Source organism: Marseilla massiliensis (genome assembly GCF_023336985.1).
GTDB lineage: Bacteria > Bacteroidota > Bacteroidia > Bacteroidales > Bacteroidaceae > Prevotella > Prevotella intestinigallinarum.
This window is the reverse complement of record NZ_JAMBLP010000014.1, coordinates 91093-110973: the sequence shown is the minus strand read 5'-3', so window position 1 is coordinate 110973 and position 19881 is coordinate 91093. Positions and strand designations below refer to the sequence as shown.

The 19881-nt window shown below is 42.2% G+C and carries 16 protein-coding genes and 1 pseudogene; 11 read left to right on the top strand and 6 right to left on the bottom strand.

Going from position 1 to position 19881, the window contains the following annotated elements:
• The 11 genes and pseudogenes from M3089_RS10735 to M3089_RS10685 form a co-directional block, all read left to right on the top strand.
• A partial coding sequence (locus M3089_RS10735) for a hypothetical protein (RefSeq protein ID WP_249084058.1) occupies positions 1-669 on the top strand: 669 nt, incomplete at its 5' end.
• Positions 666-2185, top strand: a pseudogene (locus tag M3089_RS10730) (RHS repeat domain-containing protein); the annotation flags it as partial. The gene M3089_RS10735 and the pseudogene M3089_RS10730, both read left to right, overlap by 4 nt.
• 1184 nt (positions 2186-3369) lie before the next feature.
• Positions 3370-4320, top strand: coding sequence for a helix-turn-helix domain-containing protein (locus M3089_RS10725; protein ID WP_249084056.1), 951 nt, complete (start codon positions 3370-3372; stop codon positions 4318-4320).
• Positions 4321-4448: 128 nt separating this feature from the next.
• On the top strand, positions 4449-5570 hold the full coding sequence (locus tag M3089_RS10720) for a site-specific integrase (RefSeq protein WP_249084055.1): 1122 nt from the start codon (positions 4449-4451) through the stop codon (positions 5568-5570).
• A gap of 366 nt (positions 5571-5936) precedes the next feature.
• On the top strand, positions 5937-6704 hold the full coding sequence (locus M3089_RS10715) for a hypothetical protein (protein WP_249084054.1): 768 nt from the start codon (positions 5937-5939) through the stop codon (positions 6702-6704).
• Positions 6705-6813: 109 nt separating this feature from the next.
• Entirely contained in the window at positions 6814-7185 is a 372-nt protein-coding gene (locus M3089_RS10710; RefSeq protein WP_249084050.1) for a helix-turn-helix domain-containing protein, read from the top strand.
• A 4-nt stretch (positions 7186-7189) separates the two neighbouring features.
• Positions 7190-7675 carry a hypothetical protein gene (locus M3089_RS10705; RefSeq protein ID WP_249084047.1) on the top strand — a complete coding sequence of 162 codons (486 nt, stop codon included), beginning with the start codon at positions 7190-7192 and terminating at the stop codon, positions 7673-7675.
• On the top strand, positions 7596-8303 hold the full coding sequence (locus M3089_RS10700) for a P-loop NTPase family protein (RefSeq protein ID WP_249084046.1): 708 nt from the start codon (positions 7596-7598) through the stop codon (positions 8301-8303). The genes M3089_RS10705 and M3089_RS10700 overlap by 80 nt, the downstream gene beginning before the upstream one ends.
• A gap of 377 nt (positions 8304-8680) precedes the next feature.
• Positions 8681-9052 (top strand): plasmid mobilization protein, encoded by a 372-nt coding sequence (locus M3089_RS10695; protein WP_249084043.1) that lies wholly within the window; start codon positions 8681-8683, stop codon positions 9050-9052.
• A 14-nt stretch (positions 9053-9066) separates the two neighbouring features.
• The gene (locus M3089_RS10690) at positions 9067-10290 is read left to right on the top strand and encodes a relaxase/mobilization nuclease domain-containing protein (RefSeq protein WP_249084041.1); all 1224 of its coding nucleotides are present in this window, start codon (positions 9067-9069) and stop codon (positions 10288-10290) included.
• A gap of 29 nt (positions 10291-10319) precedes the next feature.
• The gene (locus M3089_RS10685; RefSeq protein ID WP_249084034.1) at positions 10320-10874 is read left to right on the top strand and encodes a hypothetical protein; all 555 of its coding nucleotides are present in this window, start codon (positions 10320-10322) and stop codon (positions 10872-10874) included.
• A gap of 45 nt (positions 10875-10919) precedes the next feature.
• On the opposite strand, the gene M3089_RS10680 is transcribed toward M3089_RS10685, so the two are convergent.
• From M3089_RS10680 to M3089_RS10655, 6 genes are read right to left on the bottom strand one after another with little or no spacing between them, the layout of a single operon-like run.
• Positions 10920-11948: a virulence RhuM family protein gene (locus M3089_RS10680; RefSeq protein WP_249084032.1), complete on the bottom strand. Its 1029-nt coding sequence runs from the start codon at positions 11946-11948 to the stop codon at positions 10920-10922.
• A 39-nt stretch (positions 11949-11987) separates the two neighbouring features.
• Positions 11988-13559 carry a hypothetical protein gene (locus tag M3089_RS10675; RefSeq protein WP_249084031.1) on the bottom strand — a complete coding sequence of 524 codons (1572 nt, stop codon included), beginning with the start codon at positions 13557-13559 and terminating at the stop codon, positions 11988-11990.
• 44 nt (positions 13560-13603) lie between these two features.
• Positions 13604-15805, bottom strand: coding sequence for a DUF2357 domain-containing protein (locus tag M3089_RS10670; RefSeq protein ID WP_249084030.1), 2202 nt, complete (start codon positions 15803-15805; stop codon positions 13604-13606).
• 12 nt (positions 15806-15817) lie between these two features.
• Complete coding sequence (locus M3089_RS10665) at positions 15818-17539, bottom strand: McrB family protein (protein WP_249084027.1); 1722 nt, start codon at positions 17537-17539, stop codon at positions 15818-15820.
• Positions 17532-18710 carry a DNA cytosine methyltransferase gene (locus tag M3089_RS10660; RefSeq protein ID WP_249084024.1) on the bottom strand — a complete coding sequence of 393 codons (1179 nt, stop codon included), beginning with the start codon at positions 18708-18710 and terminating at the stop codon, positions 17532-17534. Before M3089_RS10660 ends, M3089_RS10665 begins: the two co-directional genes overlap by 8 nt.
• On the bottom strand, positions 18700-19872 hold the full coding sequence (locus M3089_RS10655; RefSeq protein WP_249084022.1) for a DNA cytosine methyltransferase: 1173 nt from the start codon (positions 19870-19872) through the stop codon (positions 18700-18702). Before M3089_RS10655 ends, M3089_RS10660 begins: the two co-directional genes overlap by 11 nt.
• Between the last annotated feature and the right edge of the window lie 9 nt (positions 19873-19881).

The following is a 19881-nucleotide window of genomic DNA, read 5'->3' as shown; positions in this document are numbered from 1 at the left end:
TATTTAACAAGTTCTAATACTTATAATCCTGATTTCGTAGATGGGTACTTTATTTATAAGGGTCGACTTATCACCTACTTTCAAACAGATAGTATTAACAGGCGTAATCTAGTAAACGAGAAAGAACTTCTGCGATTTAAAGATAACATACATGGATATAAAAATGCTTATTATAGTAGCGTCAACTCTGAGCCGACACAAGAGCTATTTGAGGTTAACAAAAATAATATCATCAGGGTTAAGGACATAGGGAGGTTTGTGGATTGTGATTGTAAAGCCAATAAAACTACCGTATTTTTCAATAATAATCTAGAACACACCCTTCATGCATATATAAAAAATAACCCTGCTGTCCTTTACGAAGTTCGCTTTTGGCAGCAAGGTAAAAAGCAGTTCGTATTTTGGCGTCCTATGCCATATTACGATAGAGACAAGTATGATGGGTATTTATTTTGGGGAAATCATTTAGTTGTTTTATATGGCACCAAATATGCTGGTGGGTTGTTAAGAAAGACTTGGATAATAAAGGGCAAGGCAATACCAAAATTTAGGTACAAGTCTATAAAGGATTGGAATTATCCGTTCCCTTTAAAATTAGAGATTCTATCCAATGGTTCCATAAAAACAATCCCTATCAATGAGGGCTTTTTTATAAGGGATATTCTGTGAACATGCAAAAGATTAGTTACTACAAGTTCGAGCAGCGAAGCTACTCGAAGTATCGTAACGGAGTGGAAACGTTCTACACCTACGACCCACAACGTCGCAGACTGCAAAACCTTGCCGTGACCTCTTCTGCCGGCACGATTATGGATAACGCTTACAGCTATGATGCCGTGAGCAACGTCCTCTCCATCGCCAATGCAGCACCGCTGCCACAGAGTGGCAAGGCAGGTGGTCAGATGAGCCATACCTATGGTTATGATGCCCTCTATCGCCTGACAAGCGCAAGCGGCACCTATCGTGGTGTGCGGATAACAAGAGCGCATCCTATACCCTTGCGATGAGCTATGACAATATGAACCGCATCAAGTCAAAGAGCCAGCACCTTACCCAACAAGGTGTACAGTTCAATGGTACGCTCAATGCAGGATATGATCTGACCTATACCTATCAGGATTCTTTGGGTCACAAGTTCCAGCTCTCCAAGGTCGAGGACTTGAACTATCGCACCGAGGGAACACCCAAGGAAAAGATCGACAACGGACACAGATACCTCTACGATGCCAACGGTAATCTTGTCTATATCAACACCGGCAGAGTGAAGAAAGACGGTGTGGAAGATGAGGGTGTGAAGGAGAAAAAACATCTGTGGGATGAAGAGAACCGTCTCTTGGCAAGTGATGAGAACGGCTTTGTTGCCAACTATTGGTACGATGCCGATGGTGAGCGCACCGTGAAGTCGAGCGGTGAGGGCGAGCAGATATATGTCAACTCTGAGTTCTCGGGAGTTGTAACCAATACCGCCAAGTTCTCCCTCTATGTTAGCCCCTACCTTGTGGCAAGTCAGGGTGGCAAGTACACCAAGCACATCTACATCGGAAGCCAACGTATCGCCAGCAAACTTGGCGACCTCGCCAGCTATGGTGCAAATCCAAGGCGCATACCTTACGCAGGAACGGAAGCGGATGGAATCTCTGTGGACTATCAGTCGAAGTATAACCGTCAACAACAAGTCATCAAGGACAACTATGCCGACTTCGGTGTGCCTTACAATGGTGAGGACAACAATGACTATGTAAGCGGACAAGGCTTCTGTTGTAATGATAATTCACCGGAAGCTGCAAGGGCGAAGATGTTGAAAACACGAGCTGTTTCCAACAACTTCCACGATACCGAGGAATACGAGCGGATGCAGTTCTACTACCATCCCAATCACTTGGGTAGCTCCGGCTACATCACCAACCTTGACGGTGAGGTGGTGCTGCACATCGAGTATGTGCCTTTCGGAGAATTATTCATTGAGGAGCGCAACAATACGTGGAACACGCCTTACCTCTTCAATGCCAAGGAGTATGATGAGGAAACAGGTATGTACTACTATGGTGCAAGATACTACGATCCAAGGATTAGTCTGTGGATGAGTGTGGATAGATTTGCAGAGAAATATCCAAACTCGACACCTTATGCGTATTGTCTTGGTAATCCTTTAAAATTTACGGATATAAATGGTGATACATTGGATGTTAGAAATTCAAGAGGTGCTTATTTATTTACATTAGATAATCATCAAGCCAATCGCACTAATATTACAGCGAAAGATTTGTATGCTAAAGGTATTCAATGGTTTGAATCCTCTGCAGATAATTATATGCCATTACTTTTTGTAAGTACTAACATTAGAAAATCTGATAGTTTTAAACATTTTACTTGGGATGATATCATTTCTTTTTTAGAAGTTGATAGATCCATGTTTAGTTATCGTGCTGGAGGTAGTGGAGATTGGAAAGCTGAAGGTAATTCTGGAAATGGGTATTTAATGGTAGAAGTAGAAGGGGTTCCATATTGGACTGATGCCATAGGTCAAATACCATTTACATTGAATGAATATAGAAATGTATTAAGAAGGACAAAAAACTCAGAAAGAGCGGCAGGAGAAACGATATATGTAGGCAAGCAGTTTGGGAATGGTCGTTTATTAAATCTATTTTTCCCACCCCCAGATAATAGTAATAGTTATGATAATGCTATTATAAAACGCGCTGTAGATTGGGCGAAGAAAAGGTATACACTAAAGCCAATTTGTATGCCTAATGGGCATTATGAAATAGGTGTTGGAAAGAATGATTATTCACCTAATAATATGTGAGTATATATAATAAAGAAATAGAAAATAAAGGATATGATTGTAAAAAAAATAATTTCTATTAGTTTAGGTGTATTTGTATACATTATCGTCTCAAACATGTTACATATACTTTTTCGAGGCAAACATGATATAGCTTTAGGCATCCTATATCTTTATAATGATATGTTATATATAATAGGTTTTATCATAACTTTTTTGTTTTATGTATTTAGAGCCTTATAACTAACCATAACTTACTATGACTAACTAACCATAAAGTCTTGATTTTCAATACTCTTTGATTTTTAACACTTTCTGAATGCTTTTTGGCAGTTCCCGATTTTCCACATATTTTTGCAGCGTATTTCTACCGTGGAGAATTTGCGGAGCTTTTATTTTGTCATATCGTGAACGTAGTTTACAATGATTTACGAGTGGTTACGATGAAGGACAGATTTGAAGCTGATAGGAAAAAAGCGTTATATCGTGCACAGGGTTGACAAAGGTTGGCAATGGTTCACTTCCGTTTACTCCATAGGTGGAATACTCAAAGTATGTAGAACATAGTAATATCAAAGAGTATGAGACCGACAAGAAAATGTGAATTTTGTGGCAAGACATTCGTGCCAAGAAGCGGTATGCAGAAATACTGTTCCGAGGAATGTCAGGCAGAGGCAAAACGTCTTAGGAAGAAAAGACAGCAGGACTTGATTAACGGTATTGAGCCAATCATGGATCTGCAACATCAAGAGTATCTTACATTCTCAAAGGCAGCCATTCTGATGGGATGCACCCGACAGTATATCTACAAACTTGTGGCTAACGGCAAGTTGAAGGCATCAAGATTGAGCAGCCGAATGGCATTCGTAAGAAAGGCTGATATAGAGAAGATGTTTGAGGGTAATCCCTACAAGCGTGTGGTTCCTGCCAGCAAGAGCAAGCTCAGTAAAAAGGCAAAAACAGAAAAGCCAACACAAAACCAGGAACCAACAAAAGGGAAAGAGGAGAATGAGGTGCTTGACTATTATTCGGGCGAGGAAGTGATGTCCATTTATAAGGTCAAGAAGTCTTGGCTCTATACATCCGCCAAGCGCAACCAGATACCGATGTGCCGTATCGCTGGCAAGAACTATTACAGCAAACGGCATATTGATGAGTTCTTCGGTGCTGCCGTTGACATCAACAGAATCACGGAATGGCTGACCGCTGATGATGTAGAGGAAGCCTTTAGCATGAGCAAGTCAGCACTTAGGGCATACACCTACCGCCATAAGATACCGACCAAACGTGAGTATGGTCGCACCTATTATTCCAAGGAGCATATTGAAGAATTGCGCAGGACTGACCTCATGAGCGATGACAGCTATTATACCACAGACCAAGTGCAGCAGTTGTATGGTCTGACAAGTGCCAACATCTGCCATATCGTGAGAGTTCAGCATATCAGCAAGGTAAAAGTGGGTGTAAAGAACCTGCTTTTGAAGACGGATGTGGAGCGTGCAATGGCAGAAAGAGCTGCTAAAGGACTGTGAAAGCAAGTGATTTCAGCATTATCCATCAGTTACTATGAATAATTGGAGTCACGGATGCATCATTCAGTTATTTTGCAGCCGTGAAGAGACACTTCACCACGAATATTCATCAATAATACATATCAGTTATGAGCAACATTTGCAAGACCGTATCATTGCGTACACGCAAAATCAAGGACGGACACATGCTGTCCTATTATCTTGACTATTATCCAGGCTATCGTGACGAGAGCACGATGAAAGTCATTCGCCATGAGTCGCTTGGCATCTACATCTATGCCAAGCCGAAGAACCAGACGGAACAGAAGTACAACCTCAACCTTACGGCAAGGGCTGAGGCGATACGCTGCCGTCGCTTTGAGGCTATCGTCAACGAGCGTTATGATTTCTTCGACAAGGAGAAGATGAAAGGAGATTTCCTCGCCTACTTCAAGAAACTGGCAGACAAGAAGAACTCCAAGTGGCAACACGTCTATATGCACTTTCGTACATTCACGCAAGGCAAGTGTACCTTCGGTGAGATAAACGTAGACTTGTGCAACAGATTTCGTGAGTATCTGCTGACAGCACCACAGGGACTGCATAAGGACAGAAAGCTACATATCAACTCGGCAGCCAACTACTGGTCAACTTTCCGTGCTTCAATCCACACAGCCTATCGTGACCGCAAGATAAAGGAGAACCCGAATGGCTTTCTGGAACGCATCGAGACCATTCCGACTGACAAGGAGCATCTTTCACAAGACGAGGTTATACGCTTGGCATCCACACCATGCTCTGCTCCTGCCTTGAAGAGAGCCTTCCTGTTCTCTTGCCTAACGGCATTGCGAAAGAGCGACATTAAGAAACTCACTTGGGAGGAAATACAGCCATACGGCAGCGATGGTGTGATGTATGTCACCACACGAATGCAGAAGACAAAAGACATCGTGCATAACCCAATCAGTGAGGAAGCCTTGGAACTGATAGGCTATTCACCAGATAAACGAGGCAAGGTGTTCCCCGATTTCAAAGACTCCATGACGCAGGCACCATTGAAGAACTGGCTGAAAGATGCAGGGATTACCAAGCATATCTCCTATCATTGCTCACGCCACAGCTTTGCCTGTCTCCAGTTGGACGCAGGAACAAGTATTGCGGTTGTGCAGCGTTATCTCGGTCACAAGAATGTGGCAACGACAGAGGTGTATGCCAAGATTTCCGATGCTCAGAAGCGTGCTTCGGTTGGCTGTATCACCTTGAAGAAGTAACCATTTGACAATAACACGCAGAAAAGGACTGTTGGAATGATAGTGTTCCAATAGTCCTTTTCTCGTTTTGTTGGTTCTATTTGCTGTCGTGGATAGAACCAATTCGACAAATACATCCTAATATCTATAGATATTGAAGAGGAACTGCAATTTTCCATTTTCTTTGCCCTTACCTTTGTAGTCAGCAATTAGCCGCAACTGGCACTAACGATCAGTTTAAAGTATGATTCAGAGTATGATATCATATTAGAACGCTAATAAAGCGTAAAAGAAGGAGTGCCAGAGAACGTAAATGCGGTTTTTACATGCTTCTGCATCTAACTTTGTGGAAGTTTTTGAACGAATAACAATAAAACGAATACAATAATGATAGAAAACAAGACAACTTCAGATTGTACCATCTACGCTTTTGTTGGTACTGCAATTCTCGCCATCTCTCTTGTCGTGGCTATGTATGTAGGCAATGACTTTCACCAAAGTCTGTTTGTCGAGTCAATCATCTTTGTTGGGAGCAATATCCTGCTTTGGGCGATATTCATTTCTATGGTGAATTATCCCTATGAACTGATGACCATTGGTAGCAACAGCAAGACAAAGAAAAACGTTGTAGAAACAGAGCCGGCAACAGAACAAGAACAGCCAAAGCAAACATTACCACAAACAGAGTCAGCACAATACAGTCATGAGGACTATACCAAGCGTGTAGAGGCACAAGAAAAAGAAGCACAGGAGGAAAAGGACAAGCGAACAAGAGCCGTACTTGACTATGTGCATCGTACCATGTCAAGGTTTCTGTATGAGGATGATTTGAATAAGGTAATTGAGGCTGTCAAGGAATGGAGCAACGACACCAACTATACCCCGACAGCAATAAACCGTTTCAAGGAAAATGTTGAGAATATCCCTTTAAGGCACTTCGTGTGGAATATCGCAGAACGTTTGGGTAAACGTGATTACACAATGGCCATGCGAATAGCCTTTGTCAAGGCTTTATTTCCAAAGCCGTTTGAAGGCTTGGACTACAGCACATTGAAGAACCTGAAAGCACCATGCTCCAATGATGTCATTCCGATTGATGAGCCAAACAATGGTGGATACGATTTCCATGATGTGACGGAGGAAATTCCCGAATAATCCCCATTGTTAGAGTTATTCCTTCGTGAATGACAAATGACTGTCACGAACCTCAGTAACGGAAGCATCATTCTGTTCCTTTGTCCCAGTTTATTTTAATGACTTGTATATGACAAAGGAATTAACTTTCAACGACCTTCCAATGGTCGTTGCCCAGCTTCGGGACGAAGTGGTGGGCCTGAAACAGATGATCATCAGTCTGCAATCACAGAACAAACCACACAAGGCGAACACGCACATACCTATGAGTGTGGAGGAAGCATCGGCATATCTCAAAATGCCGATGGCAACTCTCTACATGAAACTTGGAAACGGCAGCATTCCTGCCACCAAGCCGGGCAAGCGTTACTGCCTTTATCAAGATGAACTTGACAAGTGGCTGGAGACTAACCGCAAGAATCCTGTACCTCTCACGGCTGAGGAGGAGAACGCAGCCATTCTTGCAGGAAACAAGCGCAAGCCGAAACCCTTAAACTGGTGATGTCATGACTTATATAGGATGTATGAACCAATTGTGGCGTTCCGCTATGATGTCGCCAATGCCAGCCAGTGAAATAGCTCTGTTTGCGTACCTTGTGAACGAGAGCAACAAGCGGTATTGGAAAATGCCGTTGGTATGTTCCACTACCAGGATATGCGATGATTTGCGCCTTTCAAGACAAACAGTCATTACAGCACGGAAACACCTTGCCGAGCGTAAGCTTATCTCTTTTATTGAGGGGAAATCACGCCATGTACCGTCCAAATACACAATGCTTGAATGGACGGATGATTTGACAAATAACTTAACAGATGGTTTGACGCATGACTTGACACTTATAAAAGATAAAGACAAAGAACTTTTTATAAGGAAGTCGAGTGAAAATTTCAACAGTAAAAAAGAAAGTAAAAATGGATTCAGCAAGCAAAAAGAGAATCGCAGAATATGTCCAGTTGCTACAGAAGGGACGGACTATGATAGCACGTTTTAGATTGCCCGTGAACGAAGATAAAGCGTATGAACTTCTGTTGGCAGCGGTAATTGCAGAGGTGCAGTTCCGTCATCGAAAATTTGTTTATAACGAGTTCATTGATGACCAGATTAGACAGATAGCCAAATGGCTCACCGCTGATTCTTCCAAATTTGGAATGGTGCTTTGCGGTGGATGCGGCAACGGCAAGACCACCATGCTCAAAGCCTTGCGAAACCTTATAAGCCGTTTGCAAATCCGCAGACCGACGGCGGACCCAGGAAGTTCCTATGGTGCTTGTTATGGTTTGACCATTGTTGACGCTTTGCAGATTGCCCAACTCTGCAAGACCAATCATACGAAGTATCTTGAACTGGTACAAGATGACATGCTTGCCATTGACGATTTGGGTACCGAGCCGGTTGAGGTGATGGACTACGGCAACATCATAACTCCAATCATTGACCTGCTGACAAAGAGATACGAAGCCCAGCTTTTCACCATTGTGACAACGAATCTTGACCCGAAGGACATTCGCAAACGCTATGGGGACAGAATTGCAGACCGCCTCAATGAGATGATGGAGAAGATAGTCTATCGTAATCCTACTTATAGAGTGGATGAGATACAGACTGATGGAATGAGTTAGTTAGGACTTGCTTGATAGGAAAATGACGGACTTCAATGCAAAGCAACAAACTGCGTGCCGTTAGATGCTCCATCGCCAAGCATCTCTGACATGGAACTGGAGGCGGAAGCCAGAAGGCAATTCTTCAAAGAACAGATGGAAGCGGAGGACGCTCCACAATTGCTGTTGCTTGGGTAATTTGAGAACCGTTATACAACAAGTCTGTGAACTGGTGCAACCGCAGTGCGTAGCGTGCTTGTGCGTAAACTCTGATAGCGGTGCTATGCAAGAAATACCAATGTCATACAAACGCACTTCGTTTGTCCGTATGCCAATGGACTTCTTGAACGCTCGCAAGCTCGCATTGGGTTGCACACTTTATAGAAGCAATACTTGGTATGAATAAGAAAAATATAGAAAAGGAAGCACCGAAATACACGAGCCGCCTGATAGTAAGGCTTACGCCACAGCTTCATAAAGAGATAGCGGAATATGCTGCTCTTTGTGGACTGACCACAAGCGCATACGCACGCAAGCGGTTGGAGGGCAAATATCCCAAACTACGCCTGACTGACAAAGAAATAGAGGCTTTGAACAGCCTTTCGGATGCCAGGGGCGATATACAGAAATTGTTCGGCTTCCTCAAAGGTCGTCCGCTTACGGAACGTGAGAACATTCTCCGCAGCGAAATCTTCATGAAACGATGGAGAACAAGCGCAGAGGTTATTTTGAACCGCATGATTGAGATAGAGAAATACTTAACCCAATAGAACATACGACATATATGATAGCAAAAGCAAAGATAATAAGTCATGGCGCAAATGCCATACGTTACTCAGTAGACAAGGACAAGGCGGAGATTGTAAAGACCAATCTCTTGCCCGATGATATTTCCCCAACTGCAATGTGGGCGAGAATGCTTGCCTTGCAGAAGAAGTTTGAGGACAAGTTGAACCGTTATCATCCGCTCAAACGTAACATGATACGCGTTGAAGTTTCCCCTACCTCGGAGGAAACGCAAGGTTGGACGATGAAGGACTGGCAGAGGTTGGCGGATGACTTTATCCGTGAGTTTGATGCTGTTGACCTTTCAGCCAAGTCGAAGCGCAAGAGTGCAAAGGCAACCAACCTCAAAGACAGCCAATATGTAGTTGCGCTCCATCGTGACAGCAAGAGTGGCATTATGCACCTTCACATTGATGCGAACCGCATAGACATAAGGGGCAACGTGAATGATGCCCATTATATCTACGAGAGAGCGATGGCTGCTGCCGCCAAGGTTGGGCAACAGCGTGGTTGGAAAGATGCACAAGAAGTGAGCCGCCAAAATAAGGAAGCGATAACCAATGATTGCCTTTCCGTTTTGACTAAGATGCCGTACTTTGATTGGGGACTATATACAAAATGCCTCACACAAACGGGATATGATATCAAACTACAATCCGACAGCAAAGGACAAGTGCGTGGATATGCCATCAAGCGAGGCAACTCCATTTATAAGTCCTCGGAACTTGGCAAAGGTCGTTGTCTGATGCCCTCAAAGATTGAAGGTACTTGGGCAAAGCTGCATCATCAAGAATTGGAGAAACCAGTTTCAACTCCAACAAAGAATACCCAACAACCAAAGATTATGACTGTACCCAAACCCATGCCCACAGCGGACAACACTCCAAAGATACGTCACTTCGACTATTATACGGACGAGTTTCATCATTATCCTGTTGACATTTCACAGAACTGTCTGGATGTCATCGACAAGAATATAGCTTTGGATGCCGATAATGTGTTTGCCAAGATAGGTGATGTGCAGAAGACCGCCATTCTTCTCTTTGCTGAATACATTGATGCTGCCACAACCATTGCCGCCCAGTCTGGCGGTGGCGGAGGTGGTGCAACCTCTAGTTGGGGACGAGACAAGGACGAGGATGAACTGTCTTGGGCGCATCGTTGCGCTATGATGGCTAATCGCCTGTGCAGACCTCGCAAGAAGCAAGGGTATGGTAGATAACCGAATGTTTAATCAACAACATTGAAACTATGCCGATAGGTAAAAGCAAAATCTCGGATATGGATTTTGGATCTTTCGAGAACTCGATTGACAAGAATATCGAAACGGACAAGGCTTCGGACAAGTTTGACCAACAGCTTCAAGCCTACAAGGATGCTGGTAATAGTTTGACTTTGGCAAAAAGTGGCGTTGAAATGGCTACTGCTTCCATGCATGAAGCAAAAGACAAATTGAGTGAAGCTTCAGATAAAGCGAATACTGTCACCAAAGCTATTGAAGCCTACATCGGCAAAGTAAAAGACATAACTGTCAAAGCTAAGGTTGATGATGCCGATATGGAACAGGCAATCAACAACAGGAAGAAACTCATTGAAAACGAGTCTAAACTTCTTGAAGACCACCGAAAGGCGAATAAGGACATCCTCACTCGCCATTTCTATGACATGTCTAATATGATGTCAAGGAATGAAGGTGTGTGGTTGTCGAATGGTTGGGTAAAGACTTTGCTTTGGATATTCTTGCCGTGTTTCCTTTATACGGTCATTTCGATTGTTTATTTTGTTGCATCATACATAGACAAGTAAGCGGAGGATGGGGTGATTTGAGTTCACCTCATCCCCTTTAGACTGTCAATTCTTAATATCATCAAATGGTAAAGAATTGAATTTATCAAAATCAGAGTTGAATAATTTATCTTGTATCACACGATACTTTTCGAACTCTGACTCTGCAAAGCTCTTGGCAAATTCAGCAGAAACCTTTCCTGCATCATGTAATACGGCATCACCTCCAGCTTCAAGAATAATATCAATACGTTTAGCCCAATCTTCCATAGTCATTGGTATATGTCGATTTGCCATACGTTCAGCTAAATCAAGTACAGAGTTGACAAGTTTTCCCATATCTTCAAGTTCCACTTGTTTTAGATAGTTTTTGGCGATACTTACATCTGGCTTGACGATTTTACCATCAGGTGCATTTTCCCAAGTAGTCAATCCCATGTGTTCTTTCTCTGCATTGGCTCTTTCAACAATAAGTTCTGCTGCTGTATGCCCATGCACTGCATAATGCATCTTATTCTGAACTTTTTTATAGAACAAACGTGTGGTAGGTGCATCCTTATTGTAGTCAACAGCTGTAGCATATATATCCGTGAGCTTTTGGTAAAATCTTCGTTCACTCAATCTAATCTCACGTATCTCTGCCAGCAAATGCTCAAAGTAGTCCTCACCGATAAACGAGCCGTTCTCCATACGCTTCTTGTCTATGATATAGCCCCGAAGAGAGAACTGCCTAATGACATAGGTGCACCATTGGCGAAACTGTGTGGCACGGATGGAGTTGACTCGATAGCCCACCGAAATGATTGCATCAAGGTTGTAGAACAGTGTGTTGCGTCGCACCTCTCTCACACCTTCCTGTTGAACTACCGAGATTTTCTCGGTAGTTGCCTCCTTGTTCAATTCATTTGTGTCATATATGTTTTTCAGATGCAAACCGATGTTATCTGCGGAGCAGTCAAAGAGCATAGCCATGGCCTTTTGGGTAGCCCACACTGTTTCATCTTTGTATAGCACTTGTATGCCTTGTTCCTTACCTTCTGCCACGAAAGTCAGGAATTCCATCGTACTGTTTCGTATTTCAAATTTCTTTGCCATAATTTATCACTTTTATTTATATCCCTCTAAGGTCTTATATTATTGACATGTTATGCTTTCAAGTACTGGTATTTTATAGAGAAGTTCGCAAATGTCACATTCTACATCCTTGTTTTTGTACAATGAGGATTTTGCTTTTTTGATTATATAGTCTGCATAAAGAGCATATTCTCTACAAATTCTATTTTTATAAGTCTTTATTCCTTTTCCTAACACGTTAGACATAAATGCACCTATGTAATAAATCTCACTTACGCCATAAATTCCCTTTTGAGCACATGACATTCTGAATTTTATATAATCAACAAGAGTTTCTGGTTGAAAAAGATAGAATATAATATCTAAGTCATAAACAGACATGGCAACAACAGGATTTTCTGTACCATTTTGTGTTGTCTGTATTATATAACTAAGTGATGTAATGCCAGGAAATGCGTCAAGAGTAATACAAATATTATACCACCTCAACCTTTCTGCATAGTCAAATCTTTCCTTTAAAGTATAGTATCGACTGGCTTTTTTTAGACAAGCGACACACGATTTGCCTTGCTCAAATGCTTCGACTACAGCTTTCTTACAATCCCTTTCAATAGAGGTCAAATCACCTTGGTGTGACAATTCGGTCAATCGCTTGCTTTTAACTTGAAAAACGACTCCAATGTCTTTATAAGTGAACATTGCATCTATGTCGGTAATTTGATTTGAGGATTTCGTAAGTCTGATATCAATATGTCTATAGGTTTCCTTAAATCTTCTTGCGATGATGTCGAAAACTATATTTTCTGCAATTTCACCTCGTATTGTTCCTAACCTTTTCCCAAAATCATTTCTATCCAATAACCAAAAATATGGAGTTTCATTCATGGCAATAGCCAATGCGTTTACATCGACAATAAATATACCTCTATTGTGGGGCAATTCAATGATGGGAGTTGTTTTGAATGGATTCCTATCTGTTATGTTTGTTACATTGTTTTCCAATGTACTTCCTAGTCTGTAGGATAATTTGCCAATTATTCGTTGTTCCCCAACGGAAAAATTCCGCTTTATGACATTAGGTTTAATGCAGAAAGCATTTATGGGGGACATGTACTGATTCTTTTTTCTCTTTTCCTCAATCCTCTTTTTAAGTTGGCTAGTTATTATTCTTTTTATTTTACCTAATGTAGACAGCAATAAAGATGAATCGAATTGGTATTGTTCGTTTAAGATTTGCTTAATAAAAGAATTGTCGTATTTCTTTTGAGCAAAATCTGCAAATTGCCAATCATAACCCAAATCGCCTTCATAGAAAAACGTTTCAATAAACTGACTTCCTAAATCTGTAGCGTAGCCATATGCATTATGCAAGTCATTCATTAGAACATATACTTCTGACATAATGTTATCATCTTGATTAATTGGCCAACTCTTGTCTATAACAACATTCGTCATCCACATACCAACTAAAAAATCAATCTCATTTGAGATTAACCTTTCGATACTGGACGTTTGTCCATGCACAAGTTGCTTTTCAATCCCTATGGTTTCCTTAAACGCTATATAGCCAAGGATTCTTCCGAAAGAATAGTATGATGTAATTTCCTTTAAGCGTTCTAATATTTTTTCCATTTTACGTTATAATTAGAGGTATTTGGATAATACAGAAATCACTTTTATATCTTTTGTTCTAACAAGATACCAAAAAGTTCATCGAAGGTCGTATCAATAAACGTATTGAACGCCATTTTGCTCGTATCTATTGGCTGATAACAAGGGTATTTCCGACGCACATAACGCAGTTCGAACGCCAAGCGTATGTCGTTCACTCCCTCTTCTCCCTCCTGTTGTTTCGCTTCCTTTGCAGAGATTGTTCGCACTCGTGTTATCTCGTACACGTCCCTGACGCCCTTGCCTTTTATATACGGCATGAAGAAGTGGAGGTCTTGCAGGGCGATGGTTGTCGGGAACTTGCTACCAGTGTAGTAGAGCGTTGCCGCACTGTCGAGGAATCTGTCCTTAGCTGCACGACCACGGTTGTTATCTCCGACTAAGCCGATAAGCACACGGTTGCCAACTTCCACGAATGCTCCTTTTGGGGGAATGACGTTGGCAATGGTCTCATGGCTCTTCGTCTGTATGAGTTGCCCGACGAAATGCTCCAACAGTTGGCGATTGTGCTTGTCTTTCGGACGCAAAGGGAATGCTCCGATGTTCACCTCACCGATGGTCTTGTAGAACTTCGCCACCTCTACATCTGCTGTCTCACCGTCACCAGGAAAGAGAATGTAACCACCGATGACTTCTTTCTTTAGCGCATTGCTGTCATAGTCCTTGTAATAGATGGCATCACGATAGCGGTGCATCTGGTTGATGGCATCGTCGGGCGGAGTGTCCACACCATTCTGCCGTCCGTCTATACGGTACTTGGCATCGAAGAGATAGGTCATCTTCATGCCTTGCTGCAAGTCGTTCTTGGTAAGTTGCAGCACGATGTCTGGCTTCTGCGGCACAGTTGGCACTACCAAATCCTTCATGGCCACACTGTCGTTTTCTCTGTCGGTGTTCTTGGGGTTGTAAACGAGTTCAGCCAACTCTACATTATCTTTCTTGAACAGGATGCGAGAGTGCTCGCCCTTGCCTAATTCCCAAGTGAACACACCGTTCATCTCCATACGGTTGCGGTGTTCCACGTCTTCGTCTTGCAGATGTAACTGCTCCTTTACGATGTGGCTCATTTCTATGAAGCACCATATCTCATAGAGCGTTGCGATGTCCTTGGTTTGCAAGCGATAGAGTCCATCATAAAGTGAGTAGCCACGGCGGAGCAAGTTCCATGTACGATATACCTGACTGTAGCCTGTGGCTTTTTGCAGCACCATGCTTTCTTGGCTCATACCCTTGTATCTGCCCACAGTGCGGAAGAATGGGTTGCGCCTAAGGTGTTGCAAGGTTTTGAGCGTGGCTTCCATCTCTTGCTTCTTCACTTCGGAAATGGTGTTGATACCCTCAATGCGACGTTTCAGAGAGTCATACTTGCATGTGATTTGCGCCAAAGCAAACTTCAGAAAGCAGTTTTCTTGCGTGTCATTGGTTTGTAGCTGTTCCTCCACTCGGTAGAGGTGTCCACTTTCTTTTCGATGCTCCGCAAGTTCGTTTTCGATGGTTCGGGGAACAATGGTTAGGCGGTCGGCACGTTTGTAGCTCTCATGACCGTGCAACCGATGCCGTGGACGGTCGATGATGCTCTTGCAGGCTAGGATAAACTTCTCCTGTTCTCCAGCAAACACGCTCCACCATATCAGTTCGGGCGTATCTCCGTTAGGGTCAGGGGCAAAGCCATGGAAGGTGCGGCGCATATAGTCGAGCGAGAGCATACGATATTCAGCCTCAATGTCCTCAATAATGCTGCGCCAATGTTCATGATAGTCGAGTTTTGTACTCAGCACTTCAAAGGAAAAAGTGAAGCGGTGTGTAGCTCCTTCCTTCGTCTTGTAGATGACATTTATCTCGCTACGTCCAATCTCGTTGCCGTAGTTCAAGAATCCTGCAAGGATGCCACGACGGAAAGAGAACTTGTCATTTTCGCCTTGCAGTTCAGAACCGAACTGTGCGTCCTTCACACGGTCTTCGAATTCTATCCAAATGGGATAATCGGCATTATCGAAGAATACTGCCGGGGCTTGTTCTCCCTGCAGTATCTCTTGTTTGCCAGCCTCAGTCTCCCGGACTACTGACACGACCCCTTCCGTCCAGGAATAAGTCGAGAGCAGACTTTGCTCACCTATGTTACTCTTGGCTTTTGTCCAAATGGCATCGAACTTGTTGCACTCAACGCTCATTGTGAAGTCGTTATGCTTGATGGTCAGTAACTCCATATCTATAATGAGTTAGCTCCAAAAACTAGTGTATCCAGACTGGAGGCGGTTCTTCATTTCTTCCAACTTAGCTACGCTTACCGACTTGACAAGATGATCTTCATCGGTTAATGTGTTCAATCCTTCAGTGATGGTTTGGCTAAGAGCGTCCAGCAGACTATCCTTAACCTTTGTATCGTCACCTTCAATGCGAGAGAGTATCTTCATGCTCGTGATCTCGTCGAGCGCACGAGCTATGACATAACCTTGTGGAAGGTCGTTGCCGTCCTTGTCTTTGTTATAAGGAAGATTGTTTACCACATAGAGTAGGAACTCGTTTCTCGTGCGGTAGGCTATCTTGAACGGAGTGCCTTCCAACACGTCGTTTACCTTTTGCAGATAGCTCAGTGCTGTGTTGCAAACGTCCGTGTAGTCGTCGTAAACGTCCACACCTTCCACGGCAGAGCCTACAAGTTCAGCGTTGCCTAACTTGCCAATGCTTTCGTGGCGTTTGGTCAGACCACCATGCAAGTCCACATCGTTCATTTCGATAGTCATGGCACGGTCAAGCACCTTTCGGGAAAAAGAGAATGTTGTTTCATCCATGTTCACCGTTCCCACAACGATAAGGTTTTGGGGGATAGAGATACCGTCTTCATTGAAACGTGTTCTTACTTTGTCATCAGACGTGATCGCTGCCGTCAGGTTGAAATACCATTCGGCATCTTCCTTTTTCAAGATGGGGTCGGTAGTAACGACTCCATCCTCACCGCATTTGCGAGACTCTACCACGCTCAAATATTCCGCAAAGTATTGCTCCACTGGAGCCAGGTTCATCTCGTCGAGGCAAAGAAAGTATGGAGTATCTTGGTCTTCCCAAGCCTTTGCCACGAACTTCAAGAAGTCGCCAGCCACAAACTCCGCCTTTCCACTCACTCGGCTCACATAGCCAATGAGTTCGCTGGAGTCATGCCAGTTCGGCTTCACCTGTACCATTTCAAAGTTCTTTGGTTTCTGCACCTTGTATTCATCAGAATCTTCTTCCCAACAAGCACGTGCCAACTCCCTCACGATTCGACTCTTGCCTGTACCGGATATGCCTGCAAGGAGAAGAAACGGTTTCGACTTGATTGCGGTAATGTAGGGACGATAGTTGGAATCAGAATTACCTACTGCAATACTCTGTTTCTCTTTTTTATTATCGAAGTTCTTGTAAAAGGCTTCTTTGTCATTTCTATTTGGCATAGTTTGCATAATTTCTTTGTAATTTGGAGTTAACGTTGCCTGGTCAAACTCAACATGGATTACTTTTGAATAATTATTCAGGGCGTTGGTAATAATGTCCATATTGCCCATGTGGTCATGGAAAATTGTAGTTAATGCTTCTCTTAGATCAGCACGTCCATCATGGCTTTCCAAATATTTTACCAGTTCTTCGACAAGGAAAACAGGTTCCTCCAAACCCTTTAAACTTTTTGTAAAAGGGTTGGGAGCATAATAACAATGAATCCAATGTTCAAGATAGACTTGAGCTTCTTCTTTTGTTATGTTGTGGGTGAAACGAGGAATGTAAACCCCATTATTCTCATAATATAAGCCTAATTGACATGCCAACTGATAAGCCGTTCTGAAGAAATCAGGTTCCATATGAAACCGAAAGTCTTCAGAAGACATTTGTTCGTGAGGTAGTTTTTCTACAAACTCACAAACGGTTTTTGGAGTTGCATTTCTCCATCTGCAAATTACATCAGCCATCGTATCCAAATTTGGTTATATCCATTTGACGCAGTATTGCCATCAATACATTAACAACTATACTGTTTCCTGATTGTTTATATGCCTCCGTGTCGGAAACAACAATATTGAAACTATCATCAAATCCCATTAAACGGAGACATTCCCTTGGAGTCAGTTTTCTATATCTACCCATTGACGGAACAATCTTATTCTGCGCAACTGGTCGCATATGCAAAGAACTATCATTCTTTTCTATTGCATACCGTTCCGGTGCATTCTTTGAATAATAATCCTCCTCGTAGTCAGACACATTGAAGAGCGTTTCATCTGTTTCAGGTGTACTTGGGTCATTCTTCAATTTTGGATGATAAATAAAATCTCCATGCCAATTAAATTGTTGATTACGCTTTTGACAAAGCATAATGTTGCCATTTACTTGTGTATAACTCTTTTGTGTATTAATGCTTCTTGTTATGAAGAATGCACCTTTTTGCTTCAATAGATATTTGGAATTAACATCCTGTTGAAGATAGTCGTATACAGTTCTTTCTAATGTAATTGGAGCCGGGTACTTAAAGTCGGTCTCTTTTTTGAATCCTATGCAATATATGCGTTCTCTACTTTGTGGAACACCATAATCTTTTGCATTAAGAACTTGAAAATAGACATCGTAATCACAATCGTTTTCGAAAGTTTCCCTTATCACCTTCCATGTCCTACCTTTGTCATGGCTTAACATTCCCTTGACGTTTTCAAAGATAAAAACCTTTGGCTGACATTCTATGATAAGCCTGGCAAACTCTCTAAAAAGTGTGCCACGAGTATCTTCAAAGCCTCCATGTTTTCCACGCAAAGAAAAAGCCTGACAAGGGGCACCACCTACAAGTAAATCCACTTTTCCTTTGTAACGAGTAGCATCCACATTATGCACATCGTCATGCCATTGTTCCTCATTAATTGGATAGTTGGCAAAATATGCCTTCTTGCAGTTGGCATCAATATCGCCAGCAAATTGTATTTGGCATTTGAGTCCTAATCTATGCAAAGAGTGTTCTATAGCTCCAATACCACTAAATGAAGTCGCAAGTCGAATAGTTCTCTCTGGATGAGAGAACGTAAACGAGCGCCAATCGTGTTCTATGTCAAGATTGGATTTCGTGTTTTGTATGTCTGAAAATTTATTCTTCATTGCTTACTCCATATTTTGTTATATCTAATTGTTTGAGAATGGCTATTAGCACATCTACAACAATACTATTGCCAGCCTCCATATAAGCAGAAGTATTACTAACTGCAATTTTAAAGTCGTCTTTGAAGCCCATCAAACGCAAGCATTCTCTTGGTGTTAGTTTGCGCAAGCCATCAATTCCTTTCTTCTTGTTGTATGTTACATAGTTGTCCACACCTGCCCGATGCATTTTGTGCATGGACTGAAGTAAAGGACGTGCTATATCTAAATCTGTTTTTATCGGTGTCTTGAAAGTTTTTGTTCCTGGACACAAAACATACTTAGCCACCTTTTCGGACAGATAATATTTATCTTCGATTTCGTTTACTGTAAAGACAAAATCGTTAAAGCCTTCCGAAGTAGAGCCTTCAGCAATGCTTTGTCTCTTTGCTTCGTCTGAAGACAACACTTTCGCATTTTTTTCTTTTACATAATAAGGGCTGCCTGTATAATCCTCCAAAAAATCGTACATTCTGTACTTCAACGGAATTGGAGCAGGATATTTGAATTTGGTTTTCTTTTTGAATCCTATACAATAAAGCCTTTCACGTGTTTGTGGAATGCCATAATCTCTTGCATTAAGAAGTTGAAAATGTACATCGTAACCGCAATAATCTTTGAATGTGTTGTAAATAACTTCCCATGTCCGTCCTTGGTCATGCTTGAAAAGACCTTGTACATTTTCAAAGATAAACACTTTCGGCTGACATTCTTTTACAACACGAGCAAATTCACGGAACAAGGTTCCTCTTGTATCCTCAAAACCTCTTTGCTCGCCAACAATAGAAAATGCCTGGCATGGTGCTCCACCAACAAAAAGGTCAACTTTTCCTTTATAGGGTGTAGCATCTAATTTATGAATATCGGTATGCCACTGCTCTTCTTTGATTGGGTAATTGGCAAAATATGCCTTTTTGCAGTTGGCATCAATGTCACCAGCAAAAACTATTTCAGACTTGAGTCCAAGTCTTTTGAATGCATATTCAATAGCTCCAATACCACTAAAAGATGTGGCAAGTCGAATAGTCCTTTCGGGATGAGAAAAATTTCTCTCAACCCAAGACAATCCTTCTGTGTCTATATTTGCCAGTGTATTTTGTATGTTGTCTGTTGTTTTATTCATTATTATATA

What these genes read in the sequence shown, in the direction of transcription:
- M3089_RS10725 (WP_249084056.1), top strand. Translation starts at nt 3,370, where the DNA reads ATGAGACCGACAAGAAAATGTGAATTTTGTGGCAAGACATTCGTGCCA.
- M3089_RS10720 (WP_249084055.1), top strand. Translation starts at nt 4,449, where the DNA reads ATGAGCAACATTTGCAAGACCGTATCATTGCGTACACGCAAAATCAAG.
- M3089_RS10715 (WP_249084054.1), top strand. Translation starts at nt 5,937, where the DNA reads ATGATAGAAAACAAGACAACTTCAGATTGTACCATCTACGCTTTTGTT.
- M3089_RS10710 (WP_249084050.1), top strand. Translation starts at nt 6,814, where the DNA reads ATGACAAAGGAATTAACTTTCAACGACCTTCCAATGGTCGTTGCCCAG.
- M3089_RS10705 (WP_249084047.1), top strand. Translation starts at nt 7,190, where the DNA reads ATGACTTATATAGGATGTATGAACCAATTGTGGCGTTCCGCTATGATG.
- M3089_RS10700 (WP_249084046.1), top strand. Translation starts at nt 7,596, where the DNA reads ATGGATTCAGCAAGCAAAAAGAGAATCGCAGAATATGTCCAGTTGCTA.
- M3089_RS10695 (WP_249084043.1), top strand. Translation starts at nt 8,681, where the DNA reads ATGAATAAGAAAAATATAGAAAAGGAAGCACCGAAATACACGAGCCGC.
- M3089_RS10690 (WP_249084041.1), top strand. Translation starts at nt 9,067, where the DNA reads ATGATAGCAAAAGCAAAGATAATAAGTCATGGCGCAAATGCCATACGT.
- M3089_RS10685 (WP_249084034.1), top strand. Translation starts at nt 10,320, where the DNA reads ATGCCGATAGGTAAAAGCAAAATCTCGGATATGGATTTTGGATCTTTC.
- M3089_RS10680 (WP_249084032.1), bottom strand. Translation starts at nt 11,948, where the DNA reads ATGGCAAAGAAATTTGAAATACGAAACAGTACGATGGAATTCCTGACT.
- M3089_RS10675 (WP_249084031.1), bottom strand. Translation starts at nt 13,559, where the DNA reads ATGGAAAAAATATTAGAACGCTTAAAGGAAATTACATCATACTATTCT.
- M3089_RS10670 (WP_249084030.1), bottom strand. Translation starts at nt 15,805, where the DNA reads ATGGAGTTACTGACCATCAAGCATAACGACTTCACAATGAGCGTTGAG.
- M3089_RS10665 (WP_249084027.1), bottom strand. Translation starts at nt 17,539, where the DNA reads ATGGCTGATGTAATTTGCAGATGGAGAAATGCAACTCCAAAAACCGTT.
- M3089_RS10660 (WP_249084024.1), bottom strand. Translation starts at nt 18,710, where the DNA reads ATGAAGAATAAATTTTCAGACATACAAAACACGAAATCCAATCTTGAC.
- M3089_RS10655 (WP_249084022.1), bottom strand. Translation starts at nt 19,872, where the DNA reads ATGAATAAAACAACAGACAACATACAAAATACACTGGCAAATATAGAC.